Source organism: Halomonas nitroreducens, from assembly GCF_003966155.1.
GTDB lineage: Bacteria > Pseudomonadota > Gammaproteobacteria > Pseudomonadales > Halomonadaceae > Halomonas > Halomonas nitroreducens.
The window spans coordinates 13,538-28,336 of the sequence record NZ_RXNS01000023.1 but is presented as its reverse complement, the minus strand read 5'-3'; the positions used below and the strand labels follow the sequence as shown (position 1 = coordinate 28,336).

Here is a 14,799-nt window from a genome sequence, read left to right as displayed (position 1 = left end):
GCAGGGAGTGAGGGGCTCCTCACCCCTCACTCCGTACTCCTCGCCCCAGGCCTTCAGGGCCGGTTGATCTCGGCCTGCTCGCGCAGGTGATCCAGCAGGCCGGTGATGGCCGCCTGGGAGCGCAGCTGCTCGGCCATGCGTGCGACGAAGGACTCGATCTGCGCGTTGGGCTCACCCTCGGTCACCTGCTCCAGGGCGATCAGCACCACGCGCTGACCATCCACGGCGTGGCCATAGACGGTCTCGCCGTCGGCCGGGTGCGGCAGGCGGAAGGCGCTCTCGACCACCGGCTCGGCCAGGTCGCTGCCGGCCTGGCGGCTCAGCGCCTCCGCGCGCTGCCAGTCGAGGGACAGCGACTCGCCGTTGCGCAGCGCGGCGAGCATCTCCTCGGCCCGGGCCTCGAGAGCCTGGCGGGTCTTGTTGGCCTCGACGGCCTCGGCGACCTGCTCACGCACCTCCTCGAGCGGCAGGGTGGTGGCCTGGCGATGCTCGAGGACGCGCAGCACCATCCGCCGGTCCTCGTCGAGCTCGATGACCTCGCTGTTGAAGCCCTCTTCCAGCACGTCGGGGGAGAACGCCTGACGCATGACGCCGGGCTCGGCCAACACGCCCTCGGCGCCGTCGCGACTGACCCAGTTACTCTCGTGCAGTTCGAGGTCGAGGCTGTCGGCGACGCTCGCCAGGTCCTCGGCGGCGAAGCTCTCGTCGATCAGCCGCTGGGCCCGCTCGTTGAAGGCATCGCCGACGCGGTCCATGGCGACCTGTCGGGCCAGGCGATCCCGGGCCTGCTCGAAGGGCGGACGATCTAGCTCGGTGACCTTGACCAGGTGCAGGCCGTTGTCGGTCTCGACGATATCCGATACCTGCCCCTCGGACAGGGCAAAGGCCGCCTCCTCGAAGGCCTCGCCGAAGAAGCCACGGCTGATCACGCCCAGGTCGCCCCCGGCATCGCTGGTGGAGGTGTCATCGGAGACCTCGGCGGCCAGGTCGGCGAACGCCTCGCCGTCGGCCAGTCGTGCCTTGACCGCCTCCAGGCGCGCGACGGCCTCGTCGCGGCTCCGCTCGTCGCCAAAGGTCACCATGATGTGCGAGACGCGGCGGTCGGCCTCGGCGGCCTCGGCCTGCCAGGCCTCACGCAGCGCCGCCTCGTCGACCTCCGCGTCCTCGGCCATGCGCTGGCGATCCAGCACCACATAGGCCAGGCGGACCTGCTCCGGACGCTGGTAGTCGTCGGCATGCGCCTCGTAGTAGTCGCGCAGCTCGCCTTCGCTGACTGCAGGGGGCGACTCGAGGTCGGACGGTACCAGGGCATAGTGCCGGAAGGTCCGGGTCTGGCGCTGCAGGGCCGCCAGGCGCGCCTGCTCGCTGCCCAGGCTGAACTCGCTCATGGCCAGGCCCTGCTGCAGCTGGCGCCGTTTCATGTCGACCCTCAACTGCTGACGGAACGACAACGGCGTGAAGCCGGCACTGGCCAGCCGGTTGCGGAACAGTTCGCGATCGAAGCGGCCCTCGGCATCCTGGAACTCCGGCAGGCTGACGATCAGCTGGTCGAGCTGCGCCTCGGACAGGTGCAACCCCCCTTCTTCCGCATACTGGGTCAGCAAACGGTCGGTGATCAGGGTATCGAGCATCTGGGCACGCAGCTGGCGCTCCTGCTCCGGAGGCACCTGGCCGCTGCGGATGGCTCGCTGGACCTCGAGCTCCAACTGCTGTCGGGTGATCGGCTCGCCGTTTACCTCGGCGACCTTCTCGCCATCGCTACCCAGCAGGCCGACCAGCGACTCCACGCCGAACAGCGCCATGGTCACGACCACGGCGCCGATGATGATCTTGGCACCCCAGCTGGTGGAGCGGTCACGAATACTTTGCAGCATGCAGGCCTCTGCGGATCAAGTGTGTCGGTCGCGCCACATTATACGCATACAGGTCGGGGCCGCGACCGTGGAGAAGACGCCCCGGCTGCGCAAGATGCGGCCAACAACGAAAACAGGCGCACCGCCTCCGCGGTGCGCCTGTATGGATCAGTCGTCAATGACTGGGCTAGCGGCGCTGCCTCAGTTGACGGAATCCTTGAGCGCCTTGCCGGCCTTGAAGCTCGGCACCTTGGCGGCGCTGATCTCGATCGGCTCACCGGTCTGCGGGTTGCGACCGGTGCGGGCCGCACGCTCCTTGACGGTGAAAGTGCCGAAACCCACCAGGGAAACGCTGTCGCCCTTCTTCAGGCTGTCGGCCACGGTCTCGACCATGGCATCCAGCGCACGAGAAGCGGCTGCCTTGGGAATGTCGGCAGACGCGGCAATGGCTTCGATCAGCTCGGATTTGTTCACACTTCACCCCTTGACTGTTACGTAAATTGGCTCTAATCGGCGAGACTTACGGCTGACTGACGCGATCACAGCATGGCGGTAATTTATAGCAATGCGATGAAAGGCCTGTCAAGCAACCATCCCTGACAATCCCCATCATGCCGGGGTTCTTGCCCCGGCATGATGGAAAAAATATCGTCAGTGCGTACTGATCATCGAGTGGGAAGAGGCGACTTCTTCCGCTCGAGACTCATCACTTTTCTGGCCCGATTTTTCGGCCAGAGCGACCTCGAGTACGTCATCGATCCAGCGGACAGGCCGAATATCAAGGGCTTCCTTGATATTATCCGGCACCTCCTTCAAGTCGCGGCGGTTCTCCTCCGGGATAAGCACGGTCTTTATACCACCCCGCCTGGCAGCCAGCAATTTCTCCTTTAGGCCACCGATCGGCATGACTTCGCCGCGCAGGTTGACCTCGCCGGTCATGGCCACGTCGCAGCGCACCGGCCTGCCGGTGTAGGCGGAGATCATGGCGGTGACCATGGCGATACCGGCACTGGGACCGTCCTTGGGCGTGGCGCCCTCGGGCACGTGGATGTGCAGGTCCTCCTTCTCGAAGCGCTCCGGGTCGACGCCGAGCGACAGCGCCCGGGCCCGCACCACGGTCTGGGCGGCGCTCACCGACTCCTTCATGACGTCGCCCAGCGAGCCGGTCTTGTTGATGCGCCCCTTGCCCGGGGTCACCACCGACTCGATGTTGAGCAGCTCGCCGCCCACCGAGGTCCAGGCCAGGCCCGTCACCCGGCCGACCTGGTCCTGCTGGTCCGCCAGGCCGTAGCTGTAGCGACGCACCCCGGCATAGGCCTCGATGTCCGTGGCCGACAGGCAGACCGGGGCCTGGGCGCCTTCCTTGCCCTCCTTCTCCAGGCGCTCGCGCAACACCTTGCGACAGACCTTGGCGATCTGGCGCTCGAGCTCGCGGACCCCGGCCTCGCGGCTGTAATAGCGGATCAGCTCGAGCAGCGCGTCGTCGGCGAAGGACAGCTCGTCGTCCTTGAAGCCATTGGCCTTGAGCTGCTTGGGCACCAGGTAGCGCTTGGCGATGGCCAGCTTCTCGTCCTCGGTGTAGCCGGGCAGGCGGATGACCTCCATGCGGTCGAGCAGCGGCCCGGGGATGTTCATCGAGTTGGCGGTGCAGATGAACAGCGTCTCGGACAGGTCATAGTCCAGCTCCAGGTAGTGGTCGCTGAACTTGTCGTTCTGCTCCGGGTCCAGCACCTCGAGCAGCGCCGAGGCCGGGTCGCCGCGGTGATCCATGCCGATCTTGTCGACCTCGTCGAGCAGGAACAGCGGGTTCTTGACCCCGGCCTTGCTCATGCGCTGGATCATCTTGCCGGGCAGCGAACCGATATAGGTACGCCGGTGGCCACGGATCTCCGACTCGTCGCGTACGCCGCCCAGCGCCAGGCGCACGTACTTGCGGTTGGTGGCCCGGGCGATGGACTGGCCCAGCGAGGTCTTGCCCACCCCGGGAGGCCCGACCAGGCACAGCACCGGGCCCTTGAGCTTCTTGACCCGCTTGTGCACGGCCAGGTATTCGAGGATGCGCTCCTTGACCTCCTCGAGCCCGTAGTGATCCTCGTCGAGGACCTTCTGGGCATGGGCCAGGTCATGGCGCACCCGGGTACGCTTCTTCCAGGGTACCGAGACCAGCCAGTCCAGGTAGGAGCGCACCACCGTGGCTTCCGCCGAGGACGGCGACATCATGCGCAGCTTGCCCAGCTCCTGCTTCGCCTTGTCGGCCGCCTCCTTGGGCATGCCGGATTCCTCGATGGCCTGCTCGTACTTGTCGGCCTCGTTGGGCACGTTCTCGAGCTCGCCCATCTCCTTCTGGATGGCCTTCATCTGCTCGTTGAGGTAGTACTCGCGCTGGGACTTCTCCATCTGGTCCTTGACCCGCGAACGAATGCGCTTCTCCACCTGCAGCAGGTCGATCTCGGACTCGATCAGCGCCATCAGGTGCTCGATGCGATCCCGCACCCGGTCCATCTCGAGCAACTGCTGCTTGTCGTCGATCTTCAGCGACAGGTGCGCGCAGATCGTGTCGACCAGGCGGCTGGGGTCCTCGATGCCCGACAGCGAGTTGAGCACCTCGTTGGGCACCTTCTTGGACATCTTGACGTACTGCTCGAACTGGTTGAGCAGCACCCGGACCAGGGCGTCCTGCTCGCGCTCGGACAGCGGCTCGCTCTCGCGCAGCTCCACCTCGGCCCGGCTGTAGCCGTCATCGACGGCGACGATCTCGCGGATGTCGGCCCGGGACTCGCCCTCGATCAGCACCTTGACGGTGCCGTCGGGCAGCTTGAGCAGCTGCATGATCTCGGCCACGGTGCCGATGGCGAAGAGATCCGCGTTGTCGGGATCGTCCTTGCTGGCCTCGCGTTGCGCCACCAGCAGCACGCGCTTGTCGGCTTCCATGGCGGCTTCCAGCGCCTGGATGGACTTCTCGCGGCCGACGAACAGCGGAATGACCATCTGCGGGTAGACGACCACGTCCCGCAGCGGCAAAAGGGGCAGACTCAGGGTCTGTTCGGCGTTCTGCTGCATCGCAGACGTTCCTCACACGATCAATTGGATACCAAGGGAGTGGGGGCAGCGGCGCGGCATTACAAGGCCGGCGCGGCGGCGGCGCAAAGAAAAGGGCCGCCTGGGCGGCCCCTTTCCTGGGCAGGCTGGCAGGCGCCCCGACGCGTCGGGACCGGCGCCGTGGCGGCCTAGCCGTCGGTACCGTCGACCCGCGGCTGCTCCTGCTGGGAATAGATCAGCAGCGGCTCGCTCTCGCCGGCGATGACCGAGGCGTCGATCACCACCTTGGTGACCCCTTCCAGGGAAGGAATCTCGTACATGGTGTCGAGCAGCACCGACTCGAGGATCGAGCGCAGGCCCCGCGCCCCGGTCTTGCGCGCCATGGCCTTGCCGGCCACCGCGCGCAGGGCGTCCTCGCGGAAATCGAGCTCCACGCCCTCCATATCGAACAGCCGAGCGTACTGCTTGATCAGCGAGTTCTTCGGCTCGGTGAGGATCTGGATCAGCGCATCCTCGGTGAGCTCGGTCAGGGTCGCGATCACCGGCAGGCGGCCGACGAACTCGGGGATCAGGCCAAACTTGACCAGATCCTCGGGCTCCACGTCGAGCAGCAGGTCGCCGACGCCCTTGGTCTCGTCCTTGCTCTTGACCTCCGCATTGAAGCCGATGCCACCCTTCTCGGCGCGATCCCGGATCACCTTGTCGAGGCCGGCGAAGGCGCCGCCGACGATGAACAGGATGTTGCCGGTATCGACCTGCAGGAACTCCTGCTGCGGATGCTTCCGGCCGCCCTGGGGCGGCACCGAGGCGGTGGTGCCCTCAATCAGCTTGAGCAGGGCCTGCTGCACGCCCTCCCCGGAGACATCCCGGGTGATGGAGGGGTTGTCCGACTTGCGCGAGATCTTGTCGATCTCGTCGATGTAGACAATGCCGCGCTGGGCCTTGTCGACGTCGTAGTCGCACTTCTGCAGCAGCTTCTGGATGATGTTCTCGACATCCTCCCCCACATAGCCGGCCTCGGTGAGGGTGGTGGCGTCGGCGATGGTGAACGGCACGTTGAGCAGCCGGGCGAGGGTCTCGGCCAGCAGCGTCTTGCCGCTGCCGGTGGGCCCGATCAGCAGGATGTTCGACTTGCCGAGCTCCACCTCGTCCTTGGAGCCGTAGCGAAGCCGCTTATAGTGGTTGTAGACCGCCACCGACAGCACCATCTTGGCGCGGTCCTGGCCGATCACGTAGTCGTCGAGGGTGTGACGAATCTCGCGGGGGGCAGGCAGACGCTCCTCGTCGCTCTCGGCATCGGCATCGAGCACCTCCTCGCGAATGATGTCGTTGCACAGGTCGACACACTCATCGCAGATATAGACGGACGGGCCGGCAATCAGCTTGCGCACCTCGTTCTGGTTCTTGCCGCAGAACGAGCAGTACAGCAGCTTGCCGCCTTCGTCCTTGCCTTTGCCGTCGGCCATTCGCGTACCTCTCTCGCAGCGGCGGCCCTGGGGCCGCCGGGAATCACGTAATCAGAGCGTGGATGATTTCACGCTATCAGGATGTCGGCCGCTTATCCAGCACGGCGTCGATCAAGCCATACTCAGCGGCCTGCGGACCGTCCATGAAGTTGTCGCGGTCGGTATCCCGGGCGATGGTCTCGATATCCTGGCCGGTATGGTGGGCCAGGATATGGTTGAGACGATCGCGGATGCCGAGGATCTCGCGGGTATGGATCTCGATGTCCGAGGCCTGCCCCTGATAGCCGCCGAGCGGCTGGTGGATCATCATCCGCGAGTTGGGCAGGCAGTAGCGCTTGCCCGCCGCGCCGCCGGCCAGCAGCAGCGCGCCCATGCTCGCCGCCTGGCCGATGCACACGGTAGAGACGTCGGGCTTGACGAACTGCATGGTGTCATAGACCGACATCCCCGCGGTGACCGAGCCGCCCGGCGAGTTGATGTAGAGGTGGATGTCCTTGTCCGGGTTCTCGGACTCGAGGAACAGCAGCTGGGCCACCAGCAGGTTGGCCATGTAGTCTTCCACCGGCCCCACCAGGAAGATCACGCGCTCCTTGAGCAGGCGGGAGTAGATGTCGTAGGCCCGCTCGCCGCGTGCGCTCTGTTCGACCACCATCGGCACCAGGCCGCCGGCGGATTGGATATCGAACTCGTTGCTCATCTGGGTGATGTCCTTGCATCCGGTGTATGGAAGCGACGTCTGACACCCCGTCCGGCCGCGCGCGGCCGGACGGGAGGGCCGGGACGGGGATCAGGCCTGACTGGCTTCGCCCTCGGCCTCGTCGGCCTCTTCGGCATCGCCACCCTGCTGCTGAGCGGCGGCGAGGGCTTCCTGATAGCCCATCTCGACGTCCTTGACGGTGGCCTGCTCGAGCAGGGCATCGACCGCCTTCTCTTCAAGAATGGCGGACTTGACCTGACTTTTCATCTGGTCGTTGCCCATGTAGTAGTCGACCACCTGCTGCGGGTCCTGGTACTGCTGAGCCAGTTCCTCGACCTTGGCCTTGATCTCGTCGTCGGAGGCATCGAGCTCGTTGACCTTGATCACCTCGGCCAGCAGCAGGCCGATCTGCACCCGGCTCTTGGCCTGCTCGGCGAACAGCTCGTCGGGCAGCTGGCTGACATCGAAGTCCTCGCCGAGGCCGAACTGCTGAGCCGCCTGGCGCTTGAGCCCGTCGGTCTCCTGCTGGATCAGGGCCTGCGGCACCGGGATGTCGTTGGCCTGCTTCAGCGCCTCGAGGACCTGCTGCTTGACGCGGTTGTCGACCGCCTGGCTGGCCTCGCGCTGCATGTTCTTGGTGATCTCGTCGCGGAACCGGTCGAGGTCGCCGTCCTCGACGCCGAATTGCTTGACGAACTCCGCGTCCACCTCGGGCAGGGACTGCGCCTTGACCGCATGAACCTTGACCTGGAAGGTCGCCTCCTGGCCGGCCAGGTTCTCGGCCTGGTAGTCCTCCGGGAAAGTGACCTTGAGCTCCAGGTCGTCACCGGCCTTGGCCCCGATGAGCTGCTCCTCGAAGCCGGGAATGAAGCTGCCGGAACCAATCACCAGGTCGTGACCCTCGGCGCTGCCGCCCTCGAACGGCTCGTCGCCCAGGTAGCCCTGGAAGTCGATGGTCAGCTGGTCGCCATCCTCGGCGGCCCGCTCGACCTCTTCCCAGCCGGCGTTCTGCTTGCGCAGGGTCTCGATCATCTCGTCGACATCGGCATCGGTCACCTCGACCACCGGACGCTCGACCTCGGTGCCCTCGATGGAGGCCAGCTCGACCTCGGGGTAGATCTCGAGGGTCGCGGTAAACTCGAGGTCCTTGCCGGTCTCGTTGACCTCGGCCTCAATCTGCGGGTAACCGGCCGGATTGAGGTTCTCGTCGGTGATGGCGCGCACATAGCGCTCGCGCATCACTTCACCGACCACCTCGTTGCGGACCTCGCTGCCGTAACGCTGACGGATCACCGACATCGGCACCCTGCCCTTGCGGAAACCATCCATGCGCACGTTCTTGGCGGCGTCCTTGAGACGGGCGGCAACGGCCTCGTCGATCTCGGCGGCCGGCACCTGCACCTTGATGCGGCGTTCAATCTGGGAGGTCGTATCGACGGAAACTTGCATGAATTGTCCTCTACCGACTGGGGCGTTCTGTGGAATGCGTGAAACGTTCAAAGGGGGGAATTCTATGAATCCCACCGGGCAGTGGCAAGCGCCATGGCTGAACAGATGGGGGCATTCTGGTTTATAGACAAGGGGGAGGCGCAGATTCTCCCGCGGGAGGGTCGATCGGCTCGCGACAACGCGAAAAGCCGCCACGCACAAGGGTGCGCCGCGATACGAGACAGGGGTCGAGGCATGCTGATAGTAAAGAAGAGAGAGGCAATGGGGTGGATGATGGGGATCGAACCCACGACCACCGGAGCCACAATCCGGGGCTCTACCACTGAGCTACATCCACCACTGCCTGGAGATCGTGTCGAGATGGGGTGGATGATGGGGATCGAACCCACGACCACCGGAGCCACAATCCGGGGCTCTACCACTGAGCTACATCCACCATTTCGACACTGCCCGACCGATAGATCCAAGCGCCGGAAGCCGCCACTCTGCGTGGCGCGCCCAGCAGGACTCGAACCTGCAACCTACGGCTTAGAAGGCCGTTGCTCTATCCGGTTGAGCTATGGGCGCATTCTACGTTCCCGAGCGCCTGACCGCAAGCCGTAGATGAAATTTATTTCAATTCAATCAATGGCTTGTGGTCGGGGTGGAGGGATTCGAACCCCCGACATCCTGCTCCCAAAGCAGGCGCGCTACCAGACTGCGCTACACCCCGCCGGCTCTTGCACGGCCCTGACGCCGCCGCAGGGGCCTCGTCAAGCGCTGCGTATTCTACGGATCTCAGCGTCCGCGTCAAGCGGCAACGCCCACTCATCAGGCACTTGGCCCCTCACTCCTCACTCCTCACTCCTCACTCCTCACTCCTCACTCCTCACTCCTCACTCCTCACTCCTCACTCCTCACTCCTCACTCCTCACTCCTCGCACCTCGAACCTCGCCCCTGACTCCTCCCCCCTCCCCCCGCCGCTTTGCCTGGACGCCCGGTCATGCGAAAATCGCCCCTTCTTTCATCACCCGACCACCAGAGGGAAGTTCGATGACCGCCCAACTGATCGATGGCAAGTCCATTGCCGCCCGAGTCCGCCAGCAGGTCGCACGCCAGGTGCAGGCACGCCGCGAGGCCGGTGGACGGGCGCCGGGACTCGCCGTCGTACTGGTGGGCGAGGACCCCGCCTCCGCCGTCTACGTGCGCAACAAGCACCGCGCCTGCGAGGAGGCCGGCATCCACTCGATCAAGCACCAGCTGCCCGCCGAGACCTCCCAGGCCGATCTGGAGCGGCTGGTCGACGAACTCAACGCCGACCCGAGCGTGGACGGCATCCTGGTGCAGCTACCGCTGCCCGAGCACCTCGACCCGCGGCCGATCCTCGAGCGCATCCTGCCGCACAAGGATGTCGACGGCTTCCATCCCTACAACCTGGGACGCCTGGCCCAGCGCCTGCCCCTGCTGCGCCCCTGCACGCCCAAGGGGGTGATCACCCTGCTGCAGGAGAGCGGACTCAAGGTGCGCGGCCTGGACGCCACCGTGGTCGGCGCCTCCAATATCGTCGGCCGACCCATGGCGCTGGAGCTGATGCTGGCCGGCTGCACCACCACCGTCTGCCACCGCTTCACCCGCAACCTCGAGGAGCACGTGCGCCGGGCCGAGCTGCTGGTGGTCGCGGTCGGCCGCCCCGGGCTGGTCAAGGGCGAGTGGGTGCGCGATGACGCCATCGTCATCGACGTGGGCATCAATCGCCAGGAGGACGGCCGCCTGGTCGGCGACGTCGAGTTCGAACCCGCCGCCGCCCGCGCCAGCTACATCACCCCGGTCCCCGGCGGCGTCGGCCCGATGACCGTCGCCTCGCTGCTCGAGAACACCCTGCTCGCCGCCGAGATGCATGACGCCATGGCGGTGAAGGGCAAGGAGTGAGGGGCGAGGTGCGAGATGTGAGGTGTGAGGGGCGCCGGGGACAGGTCGAAGAGGGGGGGGGCCTACGCCATGGGTGAGGAGCACTGCTCCGAACGGGCTGGCCAAGGATGGCCAGCACCGGCCCTGCAAGCGAAGCGGGACGCGAGAGCGCGGCAGGGCGTCGGTAGCGCCCAAGGAAGGGTTCACAGCGCCCCCTCGCAGACCTTTCGACGGATCAGCCCCGAGCGACACCGCTAACTGCGATTGCCCTGGGATGCTTCGGCCACCCCCGTGCACCCTTCGTTGCACTCCGGTAGAATAATCAGCTGTTTTTTCCACCGACTCGTAGAGGCCCGTCGATGAGCGACAAGATGAACGTCGAAAGCTTCAACCTGGACCATACCAAGGTGAAGGCGCCCTATATCCGTCTGGCCGACATCAAGACCGGTGAGCACGGCGATCGCATCCACAAGTACGACATGCGCATCTGCCAGCCCAACCAGGACCACATGGACATGCCGGCGCTGCACTCCCTGGAGCACCTGATGGCCGAGATGTCGCGCAACCATTCCGACAAGGTCGTCGACATCAGCCCCATGGGCTGCCAGACCGGCTTCTATATCGCCATGATCAACCATGACGACTACGACGGCGTGCTGGACCTGCTCGAGGGCACCCTGAAGGACGTGCTGGCAGCCGACGCGGTGCCGGCCTGCAACGAGATGCAGTGCGGCTGGGCGGCCAGCCACAGCCTGGAAGGCGCCAAGGACATCGCCCGCGGCTTCCTGGCCAAGCGCGACGAATGGGCCCAGGTCTTCGCCGAAGACGCCTGATCGCCTGCTGCCCCTGGCTCACGCCCCACCCCGCGGAGACCCCAGACAGATGAAACGCATCGGTATCATTGGCGCCATGTCCCAGGAGGTCGCCCAGCTGGCGGCCATGCTGGAGGATCGCGAGACCCGCCGGCATGTCGGCTCGACCTTCCATCAGGGCAAGCTGCATGGGGTCGAGGTGGTGATCCTGCAGTCCGGCATCGGCAAGGTGAACGCCGCCATCGGCACCACCCTGCTGCTCGACTTGTACCAGCCCGAGGCGATCATCAATACCGGTTCCGCCGGCGGTTTCGGCGAGGGCCTCGAGATCGGCGACGTGGTGGTGTCCAGCGAGGTGCGCCACCACGACGTCGATGCCGTGGTGTTCGGCTACGAGCACGGCCAGGTGCCGCAGATGCCCGCCGCCTACCTGCCCGACGCGCGCCTGGTGCGGGTGGCCCGGGAGAGCGTCGAGTCGATGAACGAGGTACGGGTGGTCGAAGGCCTGATCGCCACCGGCGATGTCTTCATGGCCTGTCCCGACCTGGTGGCCACGACGCGCTCGCGCTTCCCCACCATGCTCGCCGCCGAGATGGAGGCCGCGGCCATCGCCCAGACCTGCCATCTCTACGGCTGCCCCTTCGTGGTGATCCGCGCCCTGTCCGACATCGCCGGTGGCGGCGACAACCATCTGTCGTTCGAGGAGTTCCTCGCCAAGGCCGCCGATCACTCGACCCGCATGGTCACCGCCATGGTCGCCAGGCTCGCCGAACCGGCCACCCGGCCCGCCGCCGTCGAGGACTGACCCCGCATGGGCCACCGCGGCTGGCTGATGGGGCTCGCCCTTGCGCTGCCACTGCTGGCCAGCGGCTGCGCCACCCACCTGAGCACCGACGGCCGGCCGGCTGTCGAGAACGCGCCGGCCAGCAGTTCGCAGCGGGCCTTCCGGCGCCTGCCGCCGCAGCCCTATACCCCGCACGACTGGCCCGCCTCGCTGAACGCCCACGTCTATCTGCCCGAGACGCTCGGCGACACCCGGCGTCCGGCGGCCCTGGTGGTGCACGGCGGCGGCTGGCAACGTCGCGACCCCAGCGACATGGCCGACATTGCCGAGCAGCTGGCCGCCCGGGGCTATGTGGTCGCCAATGTCGCCTATCGCTTCGCGCCGGACTACCGCTTCCCCGCCCAGCTCCATGACCTGCAGGTCGCCATGGCCTGGCTCCACGAGCACGCCGATGAGTGGCGCATCGACACCTCACGGATTGTCGGCGTGGGCTACTCCAGCGGCGCCCACCTGGTCAGCCTGCTTTCGGTGCTCGGTGCCGAGGGGCCCCTGGCCAGCCCCCACGGGGGAGAGCATGCCCGACTGGCCGCCGTCCTCGCCGGCGGGCTGCCCAGTGATCTGATGAAGTTCGCCGATGGCCGCCTGGTGGTGGAATTCATCGGCGGCACCCGGGCCGAGCAGCGCCGGGCCTATGAGCTGGCCTCGCCAGCCCGCCATGTCGATGCCGACACGCCGCCCCACTTCCTCTTCCATGGCAGCCTGGACAGCCTGGTGCCGGTGGATCATGCCACCGACATGTATGCCCGGCTGGCCGCAAGCGAGGTGCCCGCCGAGCTTTACCTGCAGCGCCTGCGCGGCCATATCAGCGGCTTTCTGACCCGCGACGGGGCGATCGATGCCGGCCTCGCCTTTCTCGACGAGCAGCTCGCGACGGAGTAAGGGGCGAGGTTCGAGGTTCGAGGTTCGAGGTTCGAGGTTCGAGGTTCGAGGTTCGAGGTTCGAGGTTCGAGGTTCGAGGTTCGAGGTTCGAGGTTCGAGGTTCGAGGTTCGTCAGACAGGATGTGGGTCCACAAGGAGCCAGCCAAGGGGTTTCCTTGCACCTCACCCCTTGCCCCTTTCACCTCGCTCTTGCCCCTTTCACCTCGCCCCTTTATTCCTTCAATTTCCAGTCCAGCGTCTCGCCGGCCTGTAGCGGCACGATGGCCTGGTTGACCGTGTAGGGCAGCGTCTCCGGCAGGGTCCAGGGGTCGCGCACCAGAGTGACGGTGCCGGTGTTGCGCGGCAGGCCGTAGAAGGCCGGGCCATGATGACTGGCGAAGCCCTCCAGCCGCTCCAGGGCCCCGGCCTGTTCGAAGGCGGTGGCATAGAACTCGAGGGCCGCAGGGGCGGTATAGGCTCCGGCACACCCGCAGGCGCTCTCCTTGTCGCCCTGGGCATGGGGCGCGCTGTCGGTGCCCAGGAAGAACTTGCCGCTGCCGGAAGTGGCGGCCTCGAGCAGCGCCTGGCGATGACGCTCGCGCTTGAGGATCGGCAGGCAGTAGTAGTGCGGGCGGATCCCTCCCACCAGCATGCGGTTGCGGTTGAACAGCAGGTGATGGGCGGTGATGGTGGCCGCCACGCTGGCCGGGGCCGCGGCCACGAAGGCGGCCGCGTCGGCCGTGGTGATATGCTCGAACACCACCTTCAGGGACGGATGGCGGTCCAGCAGCGGTTTCATCACCCGCTCGATGAACACCGCCTCGCGATCGAAGATATCGATCTCGGCATCGGTCACCTCGCCATGCACCAGCAGCGGCATGCCCAGCCGGGCCATGGCGGCAATGGCCGCATCGCAGTTCGCCAGGTCGGTGACCCCGGAGTCGGAGTTGGTGGTCGCCCCCGCCGGGTAGAGCTTGACGGCCTGGACCAGGCCTGACGCATGCGCCCGCTCGATCTCCTCGGCGCTGGTGCGATCGGTGAGGTACAGGGTCATCAGCGGCTCGAAGTCATTCCCTGCCGGGACGGCGGCGAGGATGCGCTCCCGATAGGCCAGGGCCTGCTCGGTGGTGGTCACCGGCGGCTTGAGATTGGGCATGATGATGGCACGGCCCATCTGGCGGGCGCTGGCCGGCACCACGGCGGGCAGCACCTCGCCGTCACGCAGGTGGAGGTGCCAGTCGTCCGGTCGGGTCAGGGTAATCGAGTTCACGGCGTGTCCTGTCTCGGCATGGTGGTCTCAGCGCCCCAGTATACCGCAACGCCATCCCGGCCTCAGCGCCCATGCTGGCTCGGGCACCGGCCGAAAACCCGAAAAATCCTTCACGTCGGGATAATTTGCCGTATCATCGCAGCCGGGAAAATACCATGAGGACATCATGCCGAAGGTACGCTATTACGCCGATCTCGTCGCCATCCTGGCCGGCCTGATGTGGCTGCTGGTCTACTGGTCGGTGAGCTATTCGGTGTATATCGACAACATCGAGCCGACCCTGGCGGCGCTGCTGATCGCGGGAAGTCTGATCATGATCAGCTTCGTGCATCGTCCTATCCGGGTCCTGCTCAGCCGCTACCACGTGCGCAAGCGTCGCACCGAGATGTGGATGCATATCCTCGCCCTGCCCCTCGGCCTGGCCTTCCTGCTGGCCATCGTCATCGATCACCTGATCACGCCCCTGAACGGCGAGCAGAAGATGCTGCTGTTCAACGTGCTGGCCACGGCCGGCTGGCTGGTGTTCATCATCACCCTGGCGGTCAAGCTGTTGATCCACCTGGTGGCCGAGAAGCGCCGCAGCCGTGACCGGACCCGCCAGGGACCGTCCGATACCGCCTGAA

The 14,799-nt window shown here is 66.1% G+C and carries 12 protein-coding genes and 4 tRNA genes; 5 read left to right on the top strand and 11 right to left on the bottom strand.

Features of this window, described 5'->3' with window-relative positions:
• Positions 1-53: 53 nt before the first annotated feature.
• The 10 genes from EKG36_RS18720 to EKG36_RS18675 all read right to left on the bottom strand — a co-directional run bounded on the left by EKG36_RS18720 (position 54) and on the right by EKG36_RS18675 (position 9,216).
• Positions 54-1,874 (bottom strand): SurA N-terminal domain-containing protein, encoded by a 1,821-nt coding sequence (locus EKG36_RS18720; RefSeq protein WP_126486771.1) that lies wholly within the window; start codon positions 1,872-1,874, stop codon positions 54-56.
• Positions 1,875-2,054: 180 nt separating this feature from the next.
• The gene (locus EKG36_RS18715) at positions 2,055-2,327 is read right to left on the bottom strand and encodes an HU family DNA-binding protein (protein WP_126486769.1); all 273 of its coding nucleotides are present in this window, start codon (positions 2,325-2,327) and stop codon (positions 2,055-2,057) included.
• 177 nt (positions 2,328-2,504) lie between these two features.
• Complete coding sequence (gene lon / locus EKG36_RS18710; protein ID WP_126486768.1) at positions 2,505-4,913, bottom strand: endopeptidase La; 2,409 nt, start codon at positions 4,911-4,913, stop codon at positions 2,505-2,507.
• A 167-nt stretch (positions 4,914-5,080) separates the two neighbouring features.
• Positions 5,081-6,358, bottom strand: a complete 1,278-nt coding sequence (gene clpX, locus EKG36_RS18705) for an ATP-dependent Clp protease ATP-binding subunit ClpX (protein ID WP_126486766.1) — start codon at positions 6,356-6,358, stop codon at positions 5,081-5,083.
• Between the two features lie 76 nt (positions 6,359-6,434).
• On the bottom strand, positions 6,435-7,055 hold the full coding sequence (clpP, locus tag EKG36_RS18700) for an ATP-dependent Clp endopeptidase proteolytic subunit ClpP (RefSeq protein ID WP_126486765.1): 621 nt from the start codon (positions 7,053-7,055) through the stop codon (positions 6,435-6,437).
• 90 nt (positions 7,056-7,145) lie between these two features.
• The gene (gene tig / locus EKG36_RS18695; RefSeq protein ID WP_126486763.1) at positions 7,146-8,504 is read right to left on the bottom strand and encodes a trigger factor; all 1,359 of its coding nucleotides are present in this window, start codon (positions 8,502-8,504) and stop codon (positions 7,146-7,148) included.
• 262 nt (positions 8,505-8,766) lie between these two features.
• Positions 8,767-8,841: transfer RNA gene (locus tag EKG36_RS18690), tRNA-His, on the bottom strand.
• 24 nt (positions 8,842-8,865) lie between these two features.
• Positions 8,866-8,940 (bottom strand) — tRNA-His (locus EKG36_RS18685).
• A 54-nt stretch (positions 8,941-8,994) separates the two neighbouring features.
• Positions 8,995-9,071, bottom strand: a tRNA-Arg gene (locus EKG36_RS18680).
• Between the two features lie 68 nt (positions 9,072-9,139).
• Positions 9,140-9,216, bottom strand: a tRNA-Pro gene (locus EKG36_RS18675).
• A gap of 321 nt (positions 9,217-9,537) precedes the next feature.
• Here EKG36_RS18675 and folD point away from each other — a divergent pair.
• The 4 genes from folD to EKG36_RS18655 all read left to right on the top strand — a co-directional run bounded on the left by folD (position 9,538) and on the right by EKG36_RS18655 (position 12,927).
• Positions 9,538-10,413: a bifunctional methylenetetrahydrofolate dehydrogenase/methenyltetrahydrofolate cyclohydrolase FolD gene (folD, locus tag EKG36_RS18670; protein ID WP_126486761.1), complete on the top strand. Its 876-nt coding sequence runs from the start codon at positions 9,538-9,540 to the stop codon at positions 10,411-10,413.
• Between the two features lie 338 nt (positions 10,414-10,751).
• A complete protein-coding gene (locus EKG36_RS18665) occupies positions 10,752-11,225 on the top strand; it encodes an S-ribosylhomocysteine lyase (protein ID WP_126486760.1) in 474 nt (157 codons plus the stop codon).
• A 49-nt stretch (positions 11,226-11,274) separates the two neighbouring features.
• Entirely contained in the window at positions 11,275-12,009 is a 735-nt protein-coding gene (gene mtnN, locus EKG36_RS18660; RefSeq protein ID WP_126486759.1) for a 5'-methylthioadenosine/S-adenosylhomocysteine nucleosidase, read from the top strand.
• Positions 12,010-12,015: 6 nt separating this feature from the next.
• Complete coding sequence (locus EKG36_RS18655) at positions 12,016-12,927, top strand: alpha/beta hydrolase (RefSeq protein ID WP_126486757.1); 912 nt, start codon at positions 12,016-12,018, stop codon at positions 12,925-12,927.
• Positions 12,928-13,138: 211 nt separating this feature from the next.
• On the opposite strand, the gene pyrC is transcribed toward EKG36_RS18655, so the two are convergent.
• A complete protein-coding gene (gene pyrC, locus EKG36_RS18645) occupies positions 13,139-14,176 on the bottom strand; it encodes a dihydroorotase (RefSeq protein WP_126486754.1) in 1,038 nt (345 codons plus the stop codon).
• 166 nt (positions 14,177-14,342) lie between these two features.
• Here pyrC and EKG36_RS18640 point away from each other — a divergent pair, with 166 nt between their 5' ends.
• Entirely contained in the window at positions 14,343-14,798 is a 456-nt protein-coding gene (locus tag EKG36_RS18640; RefSeq protein WP_126486752.1) for a hypothetical protein, read from the top strand.
• Position 14,799 lies beyond the last annotated feature (1 nt).

Excerpts from the sequence above, each read along its gene's own strand:
- EKG36_RS18720 (WP_126486771.1), bottom strand. The coding sequence starts at position 1,874 with ATGCTGCAAAGTATTCGTGACCGCTCCACCAGCTGGGGTGCCAAGATC.
- lon (WP_126486768.1), bottom strand. The coding sequence starts at position 4,913 with ATGCAGCAGAACGCCGAACAGACCCTGAGTCTGCCCCTTTTGCCGCTG.
- clpX (WP_126486766.1), bottom strand. The coding sequence starts at position 6,358 with ATGGCCGACGGCAAAGGCAAGGACGAAGGCGGCAAGCTGCTGTACTGC.
- clpP (WP_126486765.1), bottom strand. The coding sequence starts at position 7,055 with ATGAGCAACGAGTTCGATATCCAATCCGCCGGCGGCCTGGTGCCGATG.
- tig (WP_126486763.1), bottom strand. The coding sequence starts at position 8,504 with ATGCAAGTTTCCGTCGATACGACCTCCCAGATTGAACGCCGCATCAAG.
- folD (WP_126486761.1), top strand. The coding sequence starts at position 9,538 with ATGACCGCCCAACTGATCGATGGCAAGTCCATTGCCGCCCGAGTCCGC.
- EKG36_RS18665 (WP_126486760.1), top strand. The coding sequence starts at position 10,752 with ATGAGCGACAAGATGAACGTCGAAAGCTTCAACCTGGACCATACCAAG.
- mtnN (WP_126486759.1), top strand. The coding sequence starts at position 11,275 with ATGAAACGCATCGGTATCATTGGCGCCATGTCCCAGGAGGTCGCCCAG.
- EKG36_RS18655 (WP_126486757.1), top strand. The coding sequence starts at position 12,016 with ATGGGCCACCGCGGCTGGCTGATGGGGCTCGCCCTTGCGCTGCCACTG.
- EKG36_RS18640 (WP_126486752.1), top strand. The coding sequence starts at position 14,343 with ATGCCGAAGGTACGCTATTACGCCGATCTCGTCGCCATCCTGGCCGGC.